Source organism: Pseudomonas sp. WS 5411 (assembly GCF_012985595.1).
GTDB lineage: Bacteria > Pseudomonadota > Gammaproteobacteria > Pseudomonadales > Pseudomonadaceae > Aquipseudomonas > Aquipseudomonas shahriarae.
This window is the reverse complement of the sequence record NZ_JAARMC010000023.1, coordinates 36965-60034: the sequence shown is the minus strand read 5'-3', so window position 1 is coordinate 60034 and position 23070 is coordinate 36965. Positions and strand designations below refer to the sequence as shown.

19 protein-coding genes and 1 pseudogene are annotated in these 23070 nt (G+C 62.3%); 14 read left to right on the top strand and 6 right to left on the bottom strand.

Features of this window, described 5'->3' with window-relative positions; genetic code table 11:
* Positions 1 to 55 precede the first annotated feature (55 nt).
* A complete protein-coding gene (exaA, locus tag HBR93_RS22625; protein WP_057439406.1) occupies positions 56 to 1948 on the bottom strand; it encodes a quinoprotein ethanol dehydrogenase in 1893 nt (630 codons plus the stop codon).
* Positions 1949 to 2202: 254 nt separating this feature from the next.
* Here exaA and pedF point away from each other — a divergent pair, with 254 nt between their 5' ends.
* The 13 genes and pseudogenes from pedF to HBR93_RS22560 all read left to right on the top strand — a co-directional run bounded on the left by pedF (position 2203) and on the right by HBR93_RS22560 (position 16467).
* On the top strand, positions 2203 to 2664 hold the full coding sequence (gene pedF / locus HBR93_RS22620; RefSeq protein ID WP_057439405.1) for a cytochrome c-550 PedF: 462 nt from the start codon (positions 2203 to 2205) through the stop codon (positions 2662 to 2664).
* A 3-nt stretch (positions 2665 to 2667) separates the two neighbouring features.
* Complete coding sequence (locus tag HBR93_RS22615) at positions 2668 to 3423, top strand: quinoprotein dehydrogenase-associated SoxYZ-like carrier (RefSeq protein ID WP_057439404.1); 756 nt, start codon at positions 2668 to 2670, stop codon at positions 3421 to 3423.
* On the top strand, positions 3420 to 4346 hold the full coding sequence (locus tag HBR93_RS22610; protein WP_169961111.1) for a quinoprotein relay system zinc metallohydrolase 1: 927 nt from the start codon (positions 3420 to 3422) through the stop codon (positions 4344 to 4346). Before HBR93_RS22615 ends, HBR93_RS22610 begins: the two co-directional genes overlap by 4 nt.
* A gap of 26 nt (positions 4347 to 4372) precedes the next feature.
* Positions 4373 to 5893 carry an aldehyde dehydrogenase family protein gene (locus HBR93_RS22605; RefSeq protein WP_169961110.1) on the top strand — a complete coding sequence of 507 codons (1521 nt, stop codon included), beginning with the start codon at positions 4373 to 4375 and terminating at the stop codon, positions 5891 to 5893.
* A gap of 713 nt (positions 5894 to 6606) precedes the next feature.
* Positions 6607 to 6678, top strand: coding sequence for a pyrroloquinoline quinone precursor peptide PqqA (pqqA, locus tag HBR93_RS22600; RefSeq protein ID WP_003243383.1), 72 nt, complete (start codon positions 6607 to 6609; stop codon positions 6676 to 6678).
* 127 nt (positions 6679 to 6805) lie between these two features.
* Complete coding sequence (gene ercA / locus HBR93_RS22595) at positions 6806 to 7969, top strand: alcohol dehydrogenase-like regulatory protein ErcA (RefSeq protein ID WP_057960071.1); 1164 nt, start codon at positions 6806 to 6808, stop codon at positions 7967 to 7969.
* Complete coding sequence (locus HBR93_RS22590; protein WP_115128518.1) at positions 7953 to 9323, top strand: hybrid sensor histidine kinase/response regulator; 1371 nt, start codon at positions 7953 to 7955, stop codon at positions 9321 to 9323. The genes ercA and HBR93_RS22590 overlap by 17 nt, the downstream gene beginning before the upstream one ends.
* Positions 9324 to 9471: 148 nt before the next feature.
* Positions 9472 to 9885, top strand: a complete 414-nt coding sequence (locus HBR93_RS22585; RefSeq protein WP_057439400.1) for a VOC family protein — start codon at positions 9472 to 9474, stop codon at positions 9883 to 9885.
* A gap of 90 nt (positions 9886 to 9975) precedes the next feature.
* A pseudogene (locus HBR93_RS22580) lies at positions 9976 to 10122 on the top strand (ATP-binding cassette domain-containing protein); the annotation flags it as partial.
* A 78-nt stretch (positions 10123 to 10200) separates the two neighbouring features.
* Positions 10201 to 11487: an amidase gene (locus tag HBR93_RS22575; RefSeq protein ID WP_169961109.1), complete on the top strand. Its 1287-nt coding sequence runs from the start codon at positions 10201 to 10203 to the stop codon at positions 11485 to 11487.
* A gap of 108 nt (positions 11488 to 11595) precedes the next feature.
* Positions 11596 to 13074 carry a DASS family sodium-coupled anion symporter gene (locus tag HBR93_RS22570; protein WP_120733520.1) on the top strand — a complete coding sequence of 493 codons (1479 nt, stop codon included), beginning with the start codon at positions 11596 to 11598 and terminating at the stop codon, positions 13072 to 13074.
* A 589-nt stretch (positions 13075 to 13663) separates the two neighbouring features.
* Positions 13664 to 15325 (top strand): MFS transporter, encoded by a 1662-nt coding sequence (locus tag HBR93_RS22565; protein ID WP_120733519.1) that lies wholly within the window; start codon positions 13664 to 13666, stop codon positions 15323 to 15325.
* Positions 15322 to 16467 (top strand): HlyD family secretion protein, encoded by a 1146-nt coding sequence (locus HBR93_RS22560; RefSeq protein ID WP_169961108.1) that lies wholly within the window; start codon positions 15322 to 15324, stop codon positions 16465 to 16467. The genes HBR93_RS22565 and HBR93_RS22560 overlap by 4 nt, the downstream gene beginning before the upstream one ends.
* A gap of 14 nt (positions 16468 to 16481) precedes the next feature.
* On the opposite strand, the gene copD is transcribed toward HBR93_RS22560, so the two are convergent.
* Positions 16482 to 17330 (bottom strand): copper homeostasis membrane protein CopD, encoded by an 849-nt coding sequence (gene copD, locus HBR93_RS22555; protein WP_120733518.1) that lies wholly within the window; start codon positions 17328 to 17330, stop codon positions 16482 to 16484.
* Positions 17331 to 17333: 3 nt separating this feature from the next.
* Positions 17334 to 17699 carry a copper homeostasis periplasmic binding protein CopC gene (gene copC, locus HBR93_RS22550; protein WP_169961107.1) on the bottom strand — a complete coding sequence of 122 codons (366 nt, stop codon included), beginning with the start codon at positions 17697 to 17699 and terminating at the stop codon, positions 17334 to 17336.
* Positions 17700 to 17814: 115 nt separating this feature from the next.
* Here copC and HBR93_RS22545 point away from each other — a divergent pair, with 115 nt between their 5' ends.
* Positions 17815 to 18435 carry a TetR/AcrR family transcriptional regulator gene (locus HBR93_RS22545; protein WP_029298440.1) on the top strand — a complete coding sequence of 207 codons (621 nt, stop codon included), beginning with the start codon at positions 17815 to 17817 and terminating at the stop codon, positions 18433 to 18435.
* Between the two features lie 112 nt (positions 18436 to 18547).
* On the opposite strand, the gene preA is transcribed toward HBR93_RS22545, so the two are convergent.
* The 3 genes from preA to hydA all read right to left on the bottom strand — a co-directional run bounded on the left by preA (position 18548) and on the right by hydA (position 22776).
* Positions 18548 to 19822, bottom strand: coding sequence for an NAD-dependent dihydropyrimidine dehydrogenase subunit PreA (preA, locus tag HBR93_RS22540; protein WP_057441482.1), 1275 nt, complete (start codon positions 19820 to 19822; stop codon positions 18548 to 18550).
* Positions 19823 to 21190, bottom strand: coding sequence for an NAD(P)-dependent oxidoreductase (locus HBR93_RS22535; protein ID WP_169961106.1), 1368 nt, complete (start codon positions 21188 to 21190; stop codon positions 19823 to 19825).
* A gap of 146 nt (positions 21191 to 21336) precedes the next feature.
* Entirely contained in the window at positions 21337 to 22776 is a 1440-nt protein-coding gene (hydA, locus tag HBR93_RS22530) for a dihydropyrimidinase (protein WP_169961105.1), read from the bottom strand.
* Positions 22777 to 23070 lie beyond the last annotated feature (294 nt).

Genomic DNA, 23070 nt, shown 5'->3' with positions numbered 1-23070 from the left:
GAGCGCCCTGGGAGGCATTCCCACGCAGAGCGTGGGAACGATCATCAACGGGGGGTTATTTTTGCGCGGTTTTGTTATCCCAACTCGGGATTTTGAACACCCAGAACGACCCGCCCTGTGCCACCGGTTTGGTCAGCTCGGCCATGTCGCCGCCCCACAACGGCACGGCGCCGCCGTAGCCAACGGTCACGCCGATGTATTGCTCGCCATCCTGTTCCCAGGTGATCGGTGGGGAGACGATGCCGCTGCCGGTCTGGAACTTCCACAGCTCCTTGCCGGTTTTTGCGTCGAAGGCTTTGAAGAAACCGTCGCCGGTGCCGGTGAACACCAGGTTGCCCTTGGTCGCCAGCACGCCGGCCCACAATGGCAGGGCCTCCTTGTGCTCCCACACCACCTTGCCGGTGGTCGGGTTCATCGCGCGCAGGGTGCCGACGTGGTCGTCATACATGCGCTTGATACGGAAGCCCATGCCCAGGTACGCCGAGCCCTTCTTGTAGTTGACCTCTTCGGTCCAGTATTCCTCTTTCCACTGGTTGCCGGGGATGTAGAACAGGCCGGTGTCCTGGCTGTAGGCCATGGGGTTCCAGTTCTTGCCACCGAGGAACGGCGGCGAGACTTCCACCGGCTTGCCCTTGGTTTCACCCGGCAGCGGCTTGGCCGGACGCTGGCCTTCGTTTTCCACGGGGCGGCCGGTCTTCAGGTCGATATGACTGGCCCAGGTGATGTTGTCGACGAACGGGAAGGCGTTCTGCAGCTTGCCGTTGTTACGGTCCACCACGTAGAAGAAGCCGTTGCGGTCAGCGTGGCCGGTGGCCTTGACCACTTTGCCGTCCTTGTCCTTGTAGTCGAACAGCACCAGTTCGTTGTTGCCGGAGAAGTCCCAGGCATCGTTTGGCGTGTGCTGGTAGAACCACTTCACTTCGCCGGTGCTTGGGTCAACACCCACTTGGCCTGAGGTATAGAGGCTGTCGAAGTCGTGGGGGTTGCCATCCTTGGAAGTACGCGCCCAGGTGTTCCACGGGCCGGGGTTGCCGGCGCCGACGATGATGGTGTTGGTCTCGGCATCGAAACTGGCGCTCTGCCAAGGGGCACCGCCGCCGTGGCTCCAGGCTTCGACCTTGCCGGTTTCGGTGGTCGGATCATCCGGCCAGGACGGTGCTTTCACATCGCCGGTGGTGGTGCTGTCCTTGCCATTCAGGCGGCCCATGTGGCCTTCGACGAACGGGCGCATCCACACTTCTTCGCCGGTGTCCGGGTCGCGGGCAAACAACTGGCCGACCACGCCGAATTCATCGCCGGAGCTGCCGTGGATCAGCAGGACCTTGCCGGTGACCTTGTCTTTGATCAGCACCGGGGCGCCGGTCATGGTGTAGCCGGCGGCGTGGTCGCCGAATTTCTTGTTCCACACCACTTTGCCGGTGTTTTTATCGAGGGCGATCAGGCGCGCATCGAGGGTGCCGAAGTAGATCTTGTCGCCAAAAATCGCGGCCCCGCGGTTGACCACGTCACAGCACGGGCGGATGTTGTCGGGCAGGCGGTGGTTGTAGGTCCACAGGCGCTTGCCGGTCTTGGCGTCGAGGGCGAACACCCGGGAGTAGGAGCCGGTGACATACACCACGCCGTCGTTGACGATGGCCTGGGACTCCTGGCCGCGCTGCTTCTCGTCACCGAACGAGTACGACCAGGCCGGGGTGAGCTTGAACACGTTCTTGTCGTTGACCTGGGCCAGGGGGCTCCAGCGCTGGGCGTTGGTGCCCATGCCGTATTGCAGCACGTCCTTGGTGGTCAGGTGGTCGTTGGCAATGTCTTCCCAGGTGACGTTGCGCGTCTGCTTTGCAGGTTCGGCAGCGGCGAAGCTCGCCGCACTCAAGGACAGGCTGCCGACCAGCAGGAAAGCCTGCACGGCAAGGCTCAGCGGCGAGAGGGCGGGTAGCGATCTTATTGTCATGGTTGCAGTTCCCAGTGGAGGTTTTGGCCTGCACAGGTTGCTGGCTGGACGGTGCCCGCGGATACGGAAAATATCCCGGTGTGGCCGGGACAATTTCCCGAACCGCATCTGATTTAGCAGGGGCCCGCAAGCCTTACTACGAAGGGAGTAGAGCTCGGCCACCAAAGCAGCATACGGGCCCTGGCGAGGCGTTCCTATGATGGTTGCCATAGCCTCTGTAGAGAGGTTTTGCGTGCAATCCTGAGGGGACAATAATGACAACAAAACGCAACGCCTTGCTGGTTGCCGGCCTGTTGGCCGGGGTGATCGGTGCAGGCTCCGTCTGGGCTCACGGCAACGTGACGCCAACTGCCGTGGAAACCCAAGGCCTGACCCCGATCAAGGACGCCGGCGTACCGCTGGATGCCGATGGCTGGGCGGCGGTGAACCCGTATCGCCAGTCGCCGGAACACGCCAAGGCCGTCGAAGTGGGGGCCTCGGCCTATAACCAGAACTGCGCCGCGTGCCACGGTCTGGAAGCCAAGTCCGGTGGGATCGCCCCCGACCTGCGCATGCTCGATGAGGGCGATGCCGGGGACGAATGGTTCGTCGAACGGGTGCGCCACGGCGCCGTGCGCGATGGTCGGGTGTACATGCCGAAAATGGCCGACTACCTGAGCCAGGAAGCCTTGTGGGCGGTACGCACTTATCTTGATAGCGTGCACGTCGAGGAGTAAGCCATGGGCTGGCGTGCACGTTGGCTGTTGGCTTGCTGGTTGCCAGTGGCCGCCTACGGGATGGACCCCGGCAAAGACCCGGTGCCATCGGTGATGTGGAGCTATTTCCACCAGCAGTTCCTCGGCAATGCGCCGTTTGTCTTTGATGAACGGGTCAAGCTGCTGGCGCCGCCATTTGCCGAAGATGCGCGGCAGGTGCCCCTGGAAATCGACGCTCGCGCCTTCAAGGGCCAGGTGGTGAAAATCATCGCCTGGGCCGAACTCAATCCACTGCCGAAAATCGTCGACTTTCAGCCGGGCGAGGGCGTGTTGCCGTGGTTGGCGATCCGCGTCCGGATCGAGCAGGCCACGCCGTTGCGCGCCGCCGTGTTGACCAAGGATGGCCTGTGGCATGTGGGGTCGACCCTGATCGACGCCGCCGGCGGCGGCTGTACCGCGCCCAGCGTGGTGCGCAGCCAGCCGGGCTGGGAAGAACACCTGGGGGAAGTGTTGGGCGGTCGTTACCCCCGCGAGGATTTCAGCCGGCTGCGCCTGCAGGTAGCACACCCAATGGACAATGGCATGGTCAGCGGCATCCCTGAGTTCTACATCAACCACGCCGAACTGCGCGACGCCCAGGACCGGGTGTTGGCGCGCCTGGAGCTATTTGCGGCGGTCAGCGAGAACCCCGACCTGGCGTTTGACCTGCAAGGCGCCGGGCCGGTGCGCCTGCTGTTGCGCGATACCAGCGGTAGTGAATTCGCCGGGGCCATCCCATGAAGTGGCTATTACTGCTGTTACTCGGCCTGGGCCTGCCCGCGCTGGCCGACCTCGACTACGCCCTCAAGCCCCGGCAGATCGCCGCCGACACCTGGCTGCTGGAAGGCAGCACGGATAATTTCGCCAGGGCCAACGGCGGCAACATCGTCAATACCGGGTTTATCGTGACCCAGGCCGGGGTGGTGGTGATCGACACCGGGCCGTCCCGGCGTTACGGCGAAGCATTGCGCCAGGCGATTGCCACGGTCACCGACAAGCCAGTGATCCAGGTCTTGTTGACCCATCATCACCCCGACCATGTGCTGGGCAACCAGGCGTTCAAGGATGTGCCGATCGCTGCGCTGGCAGGCACCACCACGCTGCTGCGTGAACAGGGCGATGGCATGGCGGAAAACCTGTACCGCATGGTCGGCGACTGGATGCGCGGCACCGAAGTGCTGCTGCCCAGCCAGACGTTGAGCCCCGGAGTGCAGACCGTCGGCGGCCACGCTTTGCGATTGTTGAGCCTGAGCGGCCATACCGGCGCCGACCTGGCGATTTTCGACGAGACCACCGGCGTGCTGTTTGCCGGCGACCTGGTGTTTTACCAGCGCGCCCTGACCACCCCCAACACCCCGGGTCTGGCGGTATGGCTGGCGGATATCGCCACCCTGCAAGGCCTGCCCTGGAAACTGATCGTGCCCGGCCATGGCCCGGTGGCCAGCGATGCCCAACCCTTCGCACAAATGCGTGATTACCTGGGCTGGCTCGACCAACTCATGGCCACCGGTGCTGCCAACGGCAGTGCCATGGTCGAGATGATCCGCAGCCCCATTCCCGAACGTTTTGCGGCCATCAGCCTGAGCCGCTACGAACTGATCCGCAGTGTCAGCCACCTGTATCCCCGCTATGAACGCGCTCAGATGCAACGGATAGATCAATAACAACATCCCCCGAAAGAGGCCTCATCATGATCTACGCACAACCTGGCACCCCCGGCGCCATCGTCACCTTCAAGCCGCGCTACGGTAACTTTATCGGTGGCGAGTTTGTGGCCCCGGTCAACGGTGAATACTTCACCAACACCTCGCCAGTGACTGGCGAGGTGATTGCCGAATTCCCGCGCTCCAGCGCCGCCGATATCGACAAGGCCCTGGACGCTGCGCATGCTGCCGCCGACGCCTGGGGCAAGACCTCGGCCCAGGACCGCGCCCTGGTGCTGCTGAAAATTGCCGACCGCATCGAGCAGCACCTGGAAGTGTTGGCCGTGACCGAGACCTGGGACAACGGCAAGGCCGTGCGCGAGACCCTGAATGCCGACGTGCCATTGGCCGCCGACCACTTCCGTTACTTCGCCGGCTGCATCCGCGCCCAGGAAGGCGGCGCCGCCGAGATCAACGAACTGACTGCGGCCTATCATTTCCATGAGCCCCTGGGCGTGGTCGGGCAGATCATCCCGTGGAACTTTCCGTTGCTGATGGCCGCCTGGAAACTCGCCCCGGCCCTGGCCGCTGGCAACTGCATCGTGCTCAAGCCGGCCGAGCAGACGCCGCTGTCGATCATGGTGTTTGCCGAGCTGATCGCCGACCTGTTGCCGGCCGGCGTGTTGAACATCGTCCAGGGTTTTGGCCGCGAAGCCGGTGAGGCCCTGGCCACCAGCAAGCGCATCGCCAAGATCGCTTTCACCGGCTCCACCCCGGTGGGTGCGCACATCATGCATGCGGCGGCCGAGAACATTATTCCGTCCACCGTCGAGCTGGGCGGCAAGTCGCCGAATATCTTCTTTGAAGACATCATGCAGGCGGAGCCGGCCTTCATCGAGAAAGCCGCCGAGGGCCTGGTGCTGGCGTTCTTCAACCAGGGCGAAGTGTGCACCTGCCCGTCGCGGGCGCTGGTGCAGGAGTCGATCTACGAGCCGTTCATGGCCGAGGTCATGAAGAAGATCGTCAAGATCAAACGCGGCAACCCGCTGGACACCGAGACCATGGTCGGCGCCCAGGCGTCCGAGCAGCAGTACGACAAGATCCTCTCGTACCTGACCATCGCCCAGGAAGAGGGCGCCGAACTGCTGGCCGGTGGCGCCGCCGAACACCTGGCGGGCGACCTGTCCAGCGGCTTTTACATCCAGCCGACCCTGCTCAAGGGCCACAACAAAATGCGCGTGTTCCAGGAAGAAATCTTCGGCCCGGTGGTGGGTGTGACCACCTTCAAGGACGAAGCCGAAGCCCTGGCGATTGCCAACGACAGCGAATTCGGCCTGGGTGCCGGGCTGTGGACCCGCGATATCAACCGCGCCTACCGCATGGGCCGGGCGATCAAGGCCGGGCGTGTGTGGACCAACTGCTATCACCTGTACCCGGCGCATGCTGCGTTTGGTGGCTACAAGAAGTCTGGGGTAGGGCGTGAGAACCACAAGATGATGCTCGATCATTACCAGCAGACCAAGAACCTGTTGGTGAGCTACGACATCAACCCGCTGGGGTTCTTCTGATCGCCTGATTGAACTGCCAGCTTCCACCCTTTGATGGGTAGACATCAGCCTCCCTGCTTGAAATGCAATCAAGTGTGGGAGCTGGCTTGTCGGATCGCCGCATCGCTGCGATGGTGGTGTATCAGTCGATAAATGTACTGGCCGACCCGCCGCCATCGCAGGCAAGCCAGCTCCCACAGGGGGGAATGCAGCTTCGCGCTCTGGCATTGCTGTTGCTCTGCTGTTGATCTGGCTTTTGATCTTGATCTCAGGCGCCCCGTTAAACCACGCTGGCCGCAGGCAGGTATTGCGCAGTGGGCACCCCGGCATGGATGCCGGGGTAGCCGCGACACGGCCATGGATGGCCGATCGCGGCGGGCCCACGGAGCAATGCCTGACTGCGGGCATGCCGAGCCTAGGCGAGGCACCGAGTGGTGGGGCAAGAGCCCTTTTGGTTACTTTTGGGGCTCTTTTCCAAAAGTGACCCGCCGTAAGGGCGGAACCAATAGCCGCCGTTACCGCAGCAACGGATATGTACACAAACCTAAGAACCACGAAAGAGATATGTAGTTACCTATGGCCATTGCAGGCAAGCCAACTCCCACAGTTTGATCCATGTCCATCCGAGACTAACGACTGCGACCGGTTCGTTCGAAAGTAGCATTCGCTCGCCAGCCCACCCATGTATTAATGCCTGTACCGGACTCTCCCGGTATAACAAGAGGAACGCTCCCATGTGGACCAAACCCGCCTACACCGACCTGCGTATCGGCTTTGAAGTGACCATGTATTTCGCCAACCGCTGAAACCATCCCAGGAGCCGGCCTGCCGGCTCCTGCAGGGATAAGGGCTAGCCCATTGGTCTGATTGCATTCGCCAGCGGATGCGTTAGTGTGGCCCGTATCTTCCAAAACAATAAAAACAGGCTTTCCAATGAGCCATAGCCTCAGCCAATTGCGTAAATTCGTCTCCCCAGAAATCATCTTCGGCGCCGGTTCCCGGCACAATGTCGGCAATTACGCCAAGACCTTTGGTGCGCGCAAGGTCCTGGTGGTCAGCGACCCGGGTGTGGTCGCTGCCGGTTGGGTCACGGATGTCGAGGCCAGCCTGCAGGCCCTGGGGATCGAGTACTGCCTGTACACCGCGGTGTCACCCAACCCGCGTGTCGAAGAAGTGATGCAGGGCGCCGAGGTCTACCGCGAGAACCATTGCGATGTGATCGTCGCCGTCGGCGGCGGCAGCCCGATGGATTGCGGCAAGGCCATCGGTATTGTGGTCGCCCATGGGCGCAGCATTCTTGAGTTCGAAGGGGTGGACACCATCCGCGTGCCCAGCCCGCCGCTGATCCTGATCCCGACCACCGCCGGCACCTCGGCCGATGTGTCGCAGTTCGTGATCATTTCCAATCAGCAGGAACGCATGAAGTTTTCCATCGTCAGTAAGGCAGTGGTGCCGGATGTGTCGCTGATCGACCCGGAAACCACCGCCAGCATGGACCCGTTCCTCTCGGCCTGTACCGGGATCGACGCGCTGGTGCATGCCATCGAAGCCTTTGTGTCCACCGGCCACGGCCCACTGACCGACCCCCATGCGCTGGAAGCCATGCGCCTGATCAATGGCAACCTGGTGCAGATGATCGCCAACCCCGGCGATATCGCCCTGCGCGAGAAAATCATGCTCGGCAGCATGCAGGCCGGCCTGGCGTTTTCCAATGCGATCCTCGGCGCGGTGCATGCCATGTCCCACAGCCTGGGCGGCTTTCTCGACTTGCCCCATGGCCTGTGCAACGCGGTGCTGGTGGAGCATGTGGTGGCGTTCAACTACAACTCGGCGCCGGAACGGTTCAAGGTGATTGCCGAGACCTTCGGCATCGACTGCCGGGGCCTCAACCACCGGCAGATCTGCGGGCGGCTGGTGGAGCACCTGATTGCCCTCAAGCACGCCATCGGCTTCCATGAAACTCTCGGCCTGCACGGGGTGCGGGTGGCAGATATTCCGTTTTTGTCGCAACACGCCATGCATGACCCGTGCATCCTGACCAACCCGCGTGAGTCGAGCCAGCGTGACGTCGAGGTCGTCTATGGCGAAGCTCTCTGACGACCAGCAGCGGGCTCTGGCCGGGCTGTTGGGGCTGGGCGATCACTCGGCGCGCAAGAGCCACTACCCGGAGCTGACGGCGCGGCTGGATGAACTGGAGGCCGAGCGCAAACGCTATATCCGCCTCAACGATGAGCTGGAACAGCGGGTGGCGGCGCGCACCGATGAGCTGCTCGAAGCCAACCACAACCTGCAACAGCAGATCGCCCGGCGCGAACAGACTGAACAAGACCTGCGCGACGCCCGTGACGCCGCCCAGGCCGCCAATCGCAGCAAGGACAAGTACCTGGCCGCCGCCAGCCATGACCTGCTGCAACCGCTCAACGCGGCGCGGCTGTTGATCTCTACCCTGCGTGAACGCAACCTGCCCAGTGTCGAGCAAGTGCTGGTGGAGCGCACCCATCAGGCCCTGGAAGGGGCCGAGGACCTGCTGACCGACTTGCTGGATATCTCGCGCCTGGACCAGGCGGCGGTCAAGCCGGACGTGGCGCTGTACCGCCTGGATGAGCTGTTTGCGCCGCTGGTGTCGGAGTTCCATTCGGTGGCCCAGGCGGCGGGCCTCAAGCTGCGGGCGCGCACTGCCGGCTACGCGATCCGCACGGACTTGCGCTTGATGACGCGTATTTTGCGCAACTTCCTCAGCAATGCCTGCCGCTACACCGATGAGGGTTGCATCCTGTTGGGCGCGCGGCGACGCGGTGATCGCCTGCGCCTGGAGGTCTGGGACACCGGGCGCGGAATTGCGGCGGACCGGTTGAGCTCGATCTTTTTGGAGTTCAACCAACTCGATGTCGGCCGCGCCGCGGATCGCAAGGGCGTTGGGTTGGGCCTGGCGATTGTCGAGCGTATCGCGCTGATTCTGGGTTACCCGGTGGCAGTACGCTCATGGCCGGGGCGCGGCTCGATGTTCAGCATCGAGGTGCCGTTGAGTGCCGAGGTACCCCTGGCCATCAGTCAGTTGCCGACACAGCCGAGCACCGGTAATCCGTTGCCCGGGCGGCGCCTGCTGGTGATCGATAACGAGCTGAGCATCCTTGAAAGCATGCGCGCGCTGCTCGGGCAGTGGGGCTGCGAGGTGGTGACCGCCACCGACCAGGCCGGTGCCTTGCTGGCGTTGCAGGGCCGGGCGCCGGAGCTGATCCTGGCTGACTATCACCTCGACCATGGGGTGGTGGGGTGTGCGGTGGTCAAGCAGTTGCGCGAGCATTTCGCCCAGAACATTCCCGCTGTGATTATCACGGCGGACCGCACCGACCAGTGCCGCCGCGCCCTGCGCCGCCTGGAAGCACCGTTGCTGAACAAACCGGTCAAGCCAGGTAAGTTGCGGGCGGTGTTGAGCCAGTTACTGGGGTAGGGCAATACTCCCTGCTCTTGTACGGGGCTATCGTTAAAAATTCTTTCGCTCTGAATAAAAATTACATGCTGTGTGTTTCTGTAAAAGCAGCACAAACTTTGCCTTATTCCACTGTCATTTAAATAGATGGTGATTTAAGGAGCGCTCCATGCAGTCGATTTTTCATCTGGCCTACCATGTTCGCGATTTGGAAGTTTCACGTCAGTTCTACTGTGACTTGCTGGGTTGCGCACAAGGGCGCAGCACGGATACATGGATGGACGTGAATTTCTTCGGGCATCAATTATCCCTGCACCTGGGTGAGCCCTTTGCCGTCACTGATACAGGCAGGGTCGGCGACCATCTGGTACCGATGCCTCATCTGGGGGTGTTGCTGGAGATGCCGGACTGGCTGGTGTTAAAGGACCGTTTGATCGCGGGCGGGGTGAAGTTTGTCCTCGCCCCTTATCTACGCTTTGCCGGCGGACCGGGCGAGCAGGCAACCCTGTTCTTCCTGGATCCGGCCGGCAATCCCATCGAGATAAAAGGCTTCTGTGATTTGCAATCGGCGTTCGCTGTTTAACGCATGTTACGCAAACGACGTTAAGTTGATTTAAGTCTTTTGGGCACGCCAGCCAACGGTAGGACGTGAACTCGTCAAGTTGCTCAATGGCTGCGACGGAACCTGGAGCGCGTGCGCATCCCGGAGCAGGCCCACAAGTTGCCGGGGCAATTGTCGGGCGGCCAGCAACAGCGCGTGGCGATTACCCGTGCCCTGTGCATGAAGCCGAAAATCATACTGTTCGACGAGCCGACCTCGGCGCCCAATGACTTCTTCGACAACCCGCAGATTTTGCATTGAGCCCTTGGGCAGACAGGCCTGTAACAGAGGAATGCCATGTACCGTTTTGATCATTTGGATGCCACCACCCTGGCACAGCGGGTCTGTGCGGGTGAGGTGAGCGAAGAGACAGTCGCCGCACACTTCCTTGGGTGTGCCGAGGCCCAGGAGTCGACAATACAGGCCTTTGTTTCGTTCGACCCCGACGCGGTTCGTGCTCAAGCGAGGCAATTGACCGGGACGCGTGCCCGAGGTCTGTTGGCAGGTGTTCCGGTGGGGGTCAAAGATAACTACGACACCGTGGATCATCCCACCGCTTTTTACTCGCCGATCTATGAGGACAACCGCCCGTCCCGTGACGCACAGGTTGTCTCGCTGCTGCGCCAGGCGGGGGCGCTGATTATGGGCAAGACCCATACCACCGAATTCGCCTATATGCACACCGGGCCGACGCGCAATCCCCGGGACCCCCGACGCACGCCTGGGAGTTCGAGTGCGGGCTCGGCGGCGGGGCTGGCGGCTGGATTCTTTCCCATCGCCCTGGGTACGCAGACGGCCGGATCATTGATCAAACCTGCCGCTTACTGTGGGGTGCACGCCTTCAAACCCAGCTATGGGCTGGTCTCGCTTGAGGGGGTCAAGCCACTGGCTCCGAGTTTCGACACGGCCGGCTGGTTTGGGCGTTCGGTGCGTGACTTGAGCCTGATTGCGCAAGTCCTGATCCCGGGGTTCCCGGCGCGCCCCGCGGAAAGCCCGCTACGGTCGTTGGGTTTTTGCCGTACGGCGCGCTGGGATCAGGTGGACAAGGACGTGGCCCTGGCACTGGAAGCCGCTATGGATACGCTGCGTGCGGCAGGGCACCGAGTGAGCGAGGTGGTGTTGCCCGAGGGGTTTGCCAGAGTGTTTGATGACCATCTGCTGATAAACGATTGTGAGGGCGCCCGCTCATTGGCCGCTGAGCTCAATCGACATCCGGACAAGATGAGCATGGAAATCCTCGATATGTTCGCCCGCGCCGAGCGGACCAGTTGGGAGCAAGAGTCAGCGGCCAAGAGGCGTCTGGCACAGTTGGCGCCGGTGCTGGAGGAGATATTCAGCCCGTTTGACGCCGTCCTGGGGGCGAGCTGCGGCATCGTCGCCCCGTTGGGCCTTGGCGCCACTGGGCCGTCGGATTTCATCAAGTTCTGGATGGCATTTGGATTGCCGCAAGTGAATATTCCTCTTGTGCGCAAAACTGCAGAGCTGCCGGTAGGGCTGCAAATAATCGGAGGATTTAGAAACGACAGCCTTTTGCTAAGCGTGGCTGAGCAGGTCGATGCTCTGCTGCGGCCGGCTGGCCGATAGGAGGGGGCTGGGCTCACGTGTTGGCCTGGCACGTTGATACCCGTCAACACGGCGTGCGGTGCTTTGCCTCATGCTGTCGGCCTGATTTGAAGGCTGACGGAGAACCCCATGAACGGCCCCGCAACAACCGCTGCATCATTCAAGTTGCCCATGGGCCTGGTGATTGCCGTACTGGTGATGGTCGGCGTGCTGCTGTTGCCGCTGCCCGCCGATTTGCCGGTGGCCGGCCAGCGGATGCTGGCGATCCTCGCGTTTGCCGTGGTGGTGTGGATCACCGAAGCGGTGTCCTACGAAGCCAGTGCGATCATGATCACCTCGTTGATGGCCTTTCTGTTGGGCACCGCACCGTCCTTGCAGGACCCGACGCACCTGATCGGTTCCAGCCCCGCTATCAGCATGGCGCTCACCGGGTTTGCCAACCCGGCCCTGGCCCTGGTGGCCGGTGCGTTGTTTATCGCTGCCGCCATGACCCACACCGGCCTCGACCGGCGTATTGCCCTGGTGACCCTGACCCGGGTCGGCACCAGCACTCGCGGGATCCTGGTGGGCGCGATTGCGGTGACCATCCTGCTCAGCCTGGTGGTGCCCAGCGCCACCGCCCGCAGCGCCTGCGTGGTGCCGATCATGATGGGGGTGATTGCCGCGTTTGGCGTGGACAAACGCTCGAATATCGCCGCCGGAATCATGATCGTCGTCGCCCAGGGCACCAGTATCTGGAACGTCGGGATCCAGACCGCCGCCGCGCAGAACCTGCTGACGGTCGGTTTTATGGACAAGATGCTCGGCCAGCGCGTGTCGTGGATCGACTGGTTAATCGCCGGGGCGCCGTGGGCGCTGATTATGTCGGCGGTACTGCTGTTTCTGGTGCTCAAGTTGCTGCCCCCGGAAAGCAATAGCATTCCCGGTGGCAAGGAAGCTGTGGCGCAGTCCCTGGTGGAGATCGGCCCGATGACCGGGCCGCAGAAGCGCTTGCTGACCGTTTCGGTATTGCTGCTGCTGGCCTGGGCCACGGAAGGGCGCCTGCACAGCTTCGATACCACCTCCACCACCTACGCCGGCCTGGTGTTCCTGCTGCTGCCGGGGATCGGCGTGATGACCTGGAAGGACGTGCAGTCGCGTATCCCCTGGGGCACGGTGATTGTGTTCGGTGTGGGCATCAGCCTGGGTACCGCGTTGCTCACCACCCAGGCCGGGCAATGGCTGGGCGCGCAGGTGGTGGGGCATACCGGCCTGGATCAACTGGGGCCGCTGGGGGTGTTTGCGATCCTCGGCGCATTCCTGATTGTGATTCACCTGGGTTTTGCCAGCGCTACCGCGCTGACCTCGGCGTTGTTGCCGATCCTGATTGCCGTACTGCAAACCCTGCCGGGAGACTTCAGCCGGCTGGGCATGACCATGTTGCTCGGGTTTGTGGTCAGCTACGGTTTTATCCTGCCGATCAACGCCCCGCAGAACATGGTGTGCCTGGGCACCGGCACCTTTACCGCGCGGCAGTTTGCCAAGGTGGGCTTGCTGGTCACGGTGATTGGCTATCTGCTGATGCTGCTGTTTGCCGCCACCTACTGGAGCTGGCTGGGCTGGATCTAAAACCTCCTGTGGGAGCTGGCTCTCACAGGGGGGGGCTCGGCTGGGGCACATAATTTGCGCCACATCACAAATCAAATGTGGGAGCTGGCTTGCCTGCGATGGCAGTGTGTCAGCCACCAGAAATAGCGCCTGAACCGCCGCTATCGCGGGCAAGCCCGCTCCCACAGGGGGGGCGGCTGGGCACATATTTGCGCCACATCAAAAATCAAATGTGGGAGCTGGCTTGCCTGCGATCGCAGTGTGTCAGCCACCAGAAATAGCGCTTGAACCGCCGCTATCGCGGCAAGCCCGCTCCCACAGGGGGGGCTCGGCTGGGCACATATTTGCGCCCTATCACAAATCAAATGTGGGAGCTGGCTTGCCTGCGATGGCAGTGTGTCAGCCGCCAGAAATAGCGCCTGAACCGCCGCTATCGCGGGCAAGCCCGCTCCCACAGGGGGGGCGGCTGGGCACGTATTTGCGCCACATCACAAATCAAATGTGGGAGCAGGCCAGCTCCCACAAAGATGACAAGATGAACCCCGCTCAGGTCTACTAAGCTCTGAGTCAGGGTTTTACCGGCCTCGTGCGTCGGTCATCAAGGTCACGAATGGATAAATACACCCCGCACACCTGGCAACCCCACGAGCGTCCGAGCTTGCCGGGGTCGCCGTCGACGCCCCATCACCCCACGCTCAAACGCTGGGCCTTTGCCCTGGTTGGGGTGCTGGTGGCAATCACCGGCGGCCTGGGCAATGCGCTGGTGATCGCCAATCTGCCATATCTGCAAGGGGCATTGGGCGCGACCACCGCCGAAATGGCCTGGCTACCCGCCGCCTATGTGATGACCAACGTGTCCATGAACCTGCTGCTGGTGAAGTTCCGCCAGCAGTTCGGCTTGCGCGCGTTTACCGAAGTGTTCCTGGTGCTCTACGCCCTGGTCACCTTTGGCCATCTGTTCGTCAATGACCTCAGTTCGGCAATCGCCGTGCGTGCCGCCCACGGCATGGTGGGTGCGGCCCTCAGTTCCCTGGGGTTGTACTACATGGTCCAGGCGTTCCCGGCGAAGTGGCGGCTCAAGGCTCTGGTACTGGGCCTGGGTACCGCGCAACTGGCGTTGCCGATGGCGCGGCTGTTTTCCGAAGACTTGCTGCAGATTGCCGAGTGGCGCGGCCTGTACCTGTTTGAGCTGGGCATGGCGCTGACTTGCCTGGGCTGTGTGTTCCTGCTCAAGTTGCCGCCGGGCGATCGCTTCAAGACCTTTGAAAAGCTCGACTTCCTGACCTTTGCTTTGCTCGCCTCAGGCGTGGCATTGCTCTGCGCGGTACTGTCCCTGGGGCGCATCGACTGGTGGCTGGAAGCCCCTTGGATCGGCGTGGCCTCGGCCTGTTCCCTGGTGCTGATCATGGCCGGGCTGGCCATCGAACATAACCGCGCCAACCCGCTGCTGATGACCCGCTGGCTGGGCGGCGGGGTGATGATTCGCCTGGCCCTGGCGGTAATCCTGATCCGCATGGTGCTGTCGGAGCAATCCACCGGCGCCGTGGGCTTTTTGCAGGCGCTGAATATGAGCAGTGAGCAGATGCGCACCCTGTACCTGGTGATGCTGTTGGGGGCGATCAGTGGCCTGGTGATCAGCGCGTTGACCATCAACCCGGCACATTTGCTGATGCCCTTGGTGATTTCCCTGGCGCTGATGGCCACGGGCTCGGTGATGGACAGCTTCTCCAGCAACCTGACGCGGCCGCAGAACATGTACCTGAGCCAGTTTCTGCTGGGGTTTGGCGGTACCTTCTTCCTCGGCCCGACCATGGTGCTGGGCATGCGCAATGTGCTGGCCAACCCGCGCAACCTCGTGAGTTTCTCGGTGTTGTTCGGGATCTGCCAGAACCTCGGCGGGCTGTTGGGCGCGGCGTTGCTCGGCACCTTCCAGGTGGTGCGGGAGAAATTTCATTCGAGCATGATTGTCGAACACCTGACCCTGCTGGATCCGCGGGTCGCGGCCCGTGTACAAAGCGGCGGCTCGGCCTACGGCTCGGTGATTGCCGATCCGGAACTGCGCAACCTGATGGGCATTCGCAGCCTGGCCACGGCGGCCACCCGCGAGGCCAATGTCATGGCTTATAACGACGTGTTTATGCTGATCGCGATCATCGCGATCCTCACCATGTTGTGGATCTTTACCCGCAGCCTGTGGCTGATGAGCACCACCAAGAAAGCTGCCGCCAGTGCAGCGCCTTCCGTTCAACCTAGCGGCGCACTTCCTTCATGAGCGAACCTACGGCTACCACCACCAATGCCATTGCCGCCACCCCGGAGGGCACCACGCCACCGGGTGCGACGGCCACCGAACCGCGCTCCCTGGGCGTGCGCATCGTCTCGTCCCTGGGCTTTGCCGCGATTGCCATCGTTGGCGTGTTGATTGTGCTGTACGCCTGGCAATTGCCGCCGTTCAGCAGCGCCGTGGAAACCACCGAAAACGCTCTGGTACGCGGCCAGGTGACGATCATCAGCCCACAATTGGGCGGTTATGTGTTCGAGGTGCCGGTGCAGGACTTCCAGCACGTCAAGGCTGGGGATTTGCTGGTACGCCTCGACGACCGCATCTACAAGCAACGCCTGGACCAGGCCCAGGCGCAACTGGCGGTGCAGCAAGCGGCCCTGGCCAACGTGGTGCAACAGCGCAACAGTGCCGAGGCGACCATCAAGCTGCGCCAGGCCGCCCTGGCTGATAGCCAGGCCCAGGCGCGCAAAAGTACTGCGGACCTGCGTCGCAACGAAGAGCTGATCAGCGACGGCTCGGTGTCGCGCCGAGAACTGGACGTGACCCGCGCCGCCAACGCGCAAACCATCGCCGCTGTGGCCCAGGCCCAGGCCAGCCTGGAAATCGCCCGCCAGGACCTGCAGACGGTAATCGTCAATCGCGGTTCCCTGGAAGCGGCGGTGGCCAGTGCCGATGCAGCGGTGGAGCTGGCGCGGATCGACCTGTCGAACACCCGCGTCCTGGCCCCCCGGGACGGCCAGCTAGGGCAGATTGGTGTGCGCCTGGGGGCCTACGTCAACTCCGGCGCGCAGTTGATGGCACTGGTGCCGAACCAGTTGTGGGTGATCGCCAATATGAAAGAAACCCAGATGGACAACGTGCAGGTGGGCCAGCCTGTGACGTTTACCGTGGATGCCCTGGACCACCGCAAGTTTCATGGCACGGTGCAGCGTATTTCGCCGGCGACGGGGTCTGAGTTCAGCCTGTTGCAGGCCGATAACGCCACCGGCAACTTCGTCAAGATCGCCCAGCGCGTGCCGGTGCGGATCACGGTGGACCCCGATCAGGAGCAAAGCGAACGCCTTCGACCGGGGCTGTCGGTGGTGGTGAGTATCGACACGGCGGGGCGCTTGAAGAACAGTCCGCCTTGAACTAGATGATGCTCCTACAGCATCGGTGGCAGGGTGCCCAATAGGGAAACGGCCGCCACCGCCGCCGCGCCCAACAGCCATTCCAGCAACACGCTGGCCTGCAATTGGCCACGTCGCTGCTGGCAATCCTGGGTCCGTAGCCGGTTCAGCAATGCCAGGCCGAGCATGCCCGCCACCAGCAGCGCCTTGATCAACAGGATCAAGGCAAACCCGCTGAACAGCGGGGTAGGCCAGAATTGCCCGGTGAGCACGCGGATATTGATCAGCCCGGTGACCAGCAAACCCGCCACCAGCCCGTAACCGACCCCACTGAAGCGCTGCAGAATCTCTTGCAGGGACGTGTGCTGCGTTTGACGCAGGAGCAGGACCAACAACAGCAACCCACCGAGCCACGCACCGACGCAGAGCAGGTGCACCGCCTGGTTGAGGATCAGCAATTGCCCGCTCAGGCCACTGAGCATGGCGCCATGGCCCACGGGGGCCAGGGTTGCCAGGAGCAGCGCCGTCAGGGGCAGGCGCGCGCGGTTGCAACGTGTCAGCAGGCTCAGCACCAACAGGCCATTCAACAGCAGGTGCACGCTCCAGACCTGGCCGAAAAAAGTCTTGCCCAGCACCAATTGCACCGTTGCAAGGTCCAGCGCCAGCAAGTCGCTGCCGGCCATGCTGGCACTGATCAACAGCAGCCACGCCACGCCGCTGCCCAGGGCCAGCCAGGCCAGTGGCCCGGTGAGGCGCGCCAGTTGCCGGTCCACTGCCGGCTGGGGCTTGGTGCCCAGGAGCAAGGGCCGGAACACACTGGCCCCGAACATCAGCAGCACCGCCATAAAGTGCAGAAAACGGCACAGCACCAGCAGGGTTGCCATGGCTTATTGGCCGACCTTGAAGCTGTAGCTGCCTGCGCTCTTGTGGGTATCGACCGAGATGGCGTGCCACTCGACCTTGTAGGTGCCGGCAGCCAACGGGGCGGCCGGGGTCACCACCAGGGTTTTCTTGTCTTTGTCCGGAGTTTCCAGGCCCTTGACCGCCACTTCGGTACCGTCCTTGCTCAGGGACACCTTGGTGAACGTGGCTTCGACGCCTTCGGAAAACACCAGGCGCACGTCGGCGGGGGCCGCGACGGTGCTGTCGGCCGCCGGCGTGGTGCTTTTCAGGTGGGCGTGGGCCAAGGCCGCCTGGGCGCCCAGCAGAGAGGTCAGCAAGGCAACCGCCATCAACGTGTTCTTGATCAACATCGTGCACTACCTATCAAGGGGAGGAGCGGGCAGTGTACGAAGTTTCCACTCAGGCTGTCGCCCCGATCTAGAGCGGATGGTAGTCTTCCAGGCATGTCGTTGTCAGGGAGCCCCTATGGGCAATCACAAGATCGGTATCCGTCGGGTCAACGTCGAAAAGATTCTGCTGGCCGCTGAAAAGGTCTTCGCCGAAAAAGGCTATGGCAGCACCGCCATGGCCGACATTGCCGAACAGGCACAACTGCCGCGCTCCAACCTGCATTATTACTTCAGCACCAAGAGCGAGTTGTACAGCGCGGTGTTGTTCGACCTGCTGGAAGTGTGGAAGCAGGATGCGCTGTGCTTCGAAATGTTCGATGACCCACGGGTGGTGCTCAGCAGCTACATCCGGGCGAAGATGCAGCACTCGCGCAGCCGCCCCTATGGCTCGAAAGTCTGGGCCAATGAAATCATCCACGGCGCGCCGACCCTCGGCGAAGCGCTGGATGCGAGCCTCTACGATTGGGCCAAGATGAAGGAAGCGAAGATCCGCCAATGGGTGGAAGACAAGCGCATCCTCGCGGTGGAGCCGTCGAGCCTGCTGTATATGATTTGGGCCTCGACCCAGCACTATGCCGACTTCGATCACCAGGTGATGATCCTCAACGACCATCAGGCGCTGTCGGATATGCAGTTCGAGCGGGCGGTGCAGACGGTGACCAGTGTGATTTTGCGGGGGATTGGCTTGGAACCCTGAGCTTTGGGGAGAGGTTGAGGGCCTCATCGCAGGCAAGCCAGCTCCCACATTGGATTGGATTCACACCATTGAAATGTGGAAGCTGGCTTGCCTGCGATAGCGATTTAAAAGGTTACACCGCCTCCCGATAGGGGTTCCTCGGATCCTGAGTCCAGTTGAGAAACGGCTTGCCAGTGTCCATCGGCACCATCTCGATGCAATCCGCCACCGGGCAGGTGATCTGGCACAGGTTGCAGCCCACGCATTCGTCGTCGATCACTTGGTACACGTGGGTGCCATCGGCCTGCTTGAGGCTGGCAATCGCCTGGTGCGAGGTGTCTTCACAGGCAATATGGCAACGCCCGCAGCCGATGCACGCGGCCTGGTCAATCTTGGCGATGACCTGGTAGTTGATGTCCAGGTACTTCCAGTCCGTGGTGTTGCCCACCGCGCGCCCGGAAAAATCCTGCAGGCTGCTGTAGCCCTGGCTGTCCATCCACCGCGACAAGCCATCCTTCATCTCGTCGACAATCCGAAAACCATGCAGCATCGCCGCCGTGCACACCTGCACTGCACCGCAGCCCAGGGCGACGAATTCTGCGGCATCGCGCCAGTTGCCGATGCCGCCGATCCCACAGATCGGCAGGCCCTGGGTCTGGGGATCACGGGCAATTTCGGCGACCATGTTCAAGGCAATCGGCTTGACCGCCGAGCCGCAGTAGCCGCCGTGGGTGCTTTGGGTGCCGACGATCGGCAGGGCGACCATGCGTTCCAGGTCGACGCTGGTGATGGAGTTGATGGTATTGATCAGCGACACCGCGTCGGCGCCCCCGCGATACGCGGCACGGGCGGCCACGCGAATATCGGTGATGTTGGGCGTGAGCTTGACGATCACCGGCAGCGAACAGTAGGTCTTGCACCAGCGTGTCACCTGTTCCACGTACTCTGGCACCTGGCCCACGGCCGCGCCCATGCCCCGTTCCGGCATGCCGTGGGGGCAGCCGAAGTTCAGTTCGATGCCATCGCAACCGGTGGCTTCTACCAGGGGCAGAATGTTTTTCCATGACTCTTCGACGCACGGCACCATCAACGACACAATCAGTGCGCGGTCCGGCCAGTCCTTTTTCACCTGGGTGATTTCCCGTAGGTTGATCTCCAGGGAACGGTCGGTAATCAGCTCGATATTGTTGATACCCAGCACTTCGCGGTTGGCGCCAAAGTGCGCCGAATAACGGGACGAGACGTTGACCGCCGCCGGGTCCTCACCCAGGGTTTTCCAGACCACGCCACCCCAGCCGGCCTCAAAGGCGCGGACCACGTTGTAGGCTTTGTCGGTGGGTGGCGCAGAGGCCAGCCAGAACGGGTTGGGGGCTTTGATACCGGCGAAGACAATCGAGAGATCGGCCATTTACGCAGCCTCCACGTTGAGCATGAGTTGAGCGTGCATGGCCTCGGCGGCCAGCTTGCCGTGTTGCACGGCCTGGACGGTGAGGTCTTGCCCGAGGCTGATGCAATCGCCGCCGGCATACACGCCGGGGATGCTGGTTTGCAGCTGCGCATCGACAAAGATCCGTTCACTCTGGCGTTGCAGTTGCTGGGCCAGGGGATCGTGCAAGGCCTGCTCGTCGAAGCCTTGGCCGATGGCCTTGAAGATCGCATCGGCCGCCAGCTCGAAGGTTTCGCCGGTGGTGTGCAGTCGGCCGTTTTCCAGGCGCGTGCGGGCAAAGCGCATACCGCGTACCTGGCCGTGGTCGTCCAGCAGCACGGTGTCGGGTTGGGCCCAGGTCAGCAGGCGGACCTGGTTGGCCTTGGCGATCTCCTGTTCATGGTCGGTGGCGCCCATGTCGGCAAGGCCACGGCGATATACCAGGTTGACGTCCCGCGCGCCCAGGCGAGCCATTTGGACGGCCATGTCGATGGCGGTATTGCCGGCACCGAGCACGATGCAGCGGTCGGCCAGGGGCAGTTGGCTGAGGTCGTCGGCCTGGCGCAGCTCACGGATGTAGTCGGTGGCGGCGAGCAGGCCGGGGGCGTCTTCGTGGGGCAGGCCCAGGTGTTTGCTGGCGGCCAGGCCCAGGCCGAGGAAAACCGCGTCGAATTGCTGGTGCAGGTCGCTCAGGCTCAGGTTGTCGCCCAGGCGCTGGCCGTGGCGGATTTCGATGCCGCCGATCTGCAAGAGGAAATCCAGCTCCTGCTGGGCGAAGTCATCCACCAGTTTGTACTTGGCGATCCCGTATTCATTGAGGCCGCCGGCCTTTTCCCGGGCTTCGAAAATCACCACGTCATGCCCATGCAAGGCACTGCGATGGGCACAGGACAGCCCCGCAGGCCCGGCACCGACCACCGCGATGCGCTTGCCGGTAGGGGCGGCGCGCTGGAACGGGTGTTGCTCAAAGTGCGCGTTGTCGATGGCATAGCGTTGCAACAGGCCGATCAGCACCGGGGCGCATTCGTCGCTGTGGTTGCGCACACAGGCCTGCTGGCAGAGGATTTCTGTCGGGCAGACCCGGGCGCAACTGCCGCCGAGGATATTGGCCGAGAGAATCTTCTGCGCCGCGCCCTGGACGTTGTCGGTGTGGATATTGCGAATGAACGAGGGGATGTCGATCTCGCTGGGGCACGCGTTGACGCACGGCGCGTCGTAGCAATACAGGCAGCGCGAGGCTTCCAGGTGGGCCTGGCGGGCATTGAGGGGCGGTGCCAGGTCGGTGAAATGGCTGGCGAGGGTCGCCCCATCTTCGTTGGGGTGGGGGAGGTGGTTCAGGGTCTGGATCACGGTAAGGGCCTCACGGTTTTTTTTGCCTCTGGCGGGCATTGGTTTTTTGTTGTTTGCACTGGCCTCATCGCGGGCAAGCCTGCTCCCACATTTGATCGGGTTCACCTATCAACGGGTGGCAGCTGGCTTGCCTGCGAGTGGCGATTTCAGCGGTTTATCGCGACTGGCCTGGAATGCTCGGCCCGCTTGCGCAGCTGCTCGAACACCGCCGGATACGCCGGCCGTTCGACATAGCGCCCGGCACCACGCTCGGCGCGCAGGTCGCCATCGACCCACACCAGATTGCCCTGGCTGATGGTGTGGCTGGGTACGCCACGTACGGTCTTGCCTTCGAAGATATTGAAGTCCACCCGCTGGTGGTGGGTCTTGGCCGAGATGGTCCGTGTGCCCTGGGGATCCCACAGCACCAGGTCGGCATCGGCACCGACGCGGATCGCCCCCTTGCGTGGGTAGAGGTTGAAGATTTTTGCGGTGTTGGTGGAGGTCAATGCGACAAACTCCTGCATCGACAGGCGCCCGCTGTTGACGCCTTCGTCCCACAGCAACGCCATGCGGTCTTCGATGCCGGCGGTGCCGTTGGGGATCTTGCTGAAGTCGTCACGCCCGGCGGCCTTTTGGTCGGCGCAGAAGCAGCAGTGGTCGGTCGCGGTGGTGTGCAGGTTGCCCGATTGCAGGCCGCGCCACAGTGCGTCTTGATGCCCGCGGGGGCGGAAGGGTGGGCTCATCACGTAGCCCGCTGCGGTTTGCCAGTCGGGATGCTGGTACACGCTGTCGTCCAGCAGCAGGTGCCCGGCCAGGACCTCGCCGTAGACCGCCTGGCCCTTGGCGCGGGCGTAGGTGATTTCGTCGAGGGCTTCCTGGGTCGAAACATGCACCAAGTACAGCGGCGTGCCGATGGTTTCGGCAATCCGGATCGCCCGGCTGGCCGCTTCGCCTTCCACTTGTGAAGGGCGCGACAGCGGATGGGCTTCGGGCCCGGTGATGCCCTGGGCCATCAGCTTGCGTTGCAGGTGATACACCAGCTCGCCGTTCTCTGCATGCACGGTGGGCACCGCGCCCAGTTCCAGGCAGCGTTCGAAGCTGGCGACCAGGGTGTCGTCGGCGGCCATGATCGCGTTCTTGTAGGCCATGAAGTGCTTGAAGCTGTTGATGCCGTGGTGGCTTACCAGCTCGGCCATTTCCTCGCGCACCTGTTCGCTCCACCAGGTAATCGCGACATGAAACCCGTAGTCGGCCGCCGACTTCTCGGCCCAGCCGCGCCACTGATGGAAGGCCTCCAGCAACGACTGTTGCGGGTTGGGAATCACGAAGTCGATGATCGACGTGGTCCCGCCCGCCAGGCCTGCTGCCGTACCGCTGAAGAAGTCCTCGCTGGCCACGGTGCCCATGAAGGGCAGTTGCATGTGGGTATGGGGGTCGATACCGCCGGGCATCAGGTATTGGCCGCTGCCATCGAGTATCTCGGTGCCGGCGGGCACCTCCAGATCAGTGCCAATAGCGCGGATTAGACCGTCTGCGCACAAGACATCGGCTGGATAACTTTCATCATGGGTAACAACGGTGGCGCCACGGATCAACAGAGACATGCCGAGTTCCTCAGGGGCTTGACCGGCTTATGCCAGTTCTAAGTGTTGTAGTTCTGCTCACCGTACAGAATCTATTCTTGTCATCGGTGACAGGAATAGAAACTAGCCCGAGTTTTTCGAATGATCAAGATTATTTTTTATAAGTATATATCTGTAATAACTTATTGATTTATAAGGATAAAAACTGAAAATCACCAAAATGTAGCGACCTCTCACCATTTTGACGCACTTGACAGGTTCCCAATATGAGCAACATTTCCTATTGCAAATCAGACGCTTGAGAGTTGCCTCTTG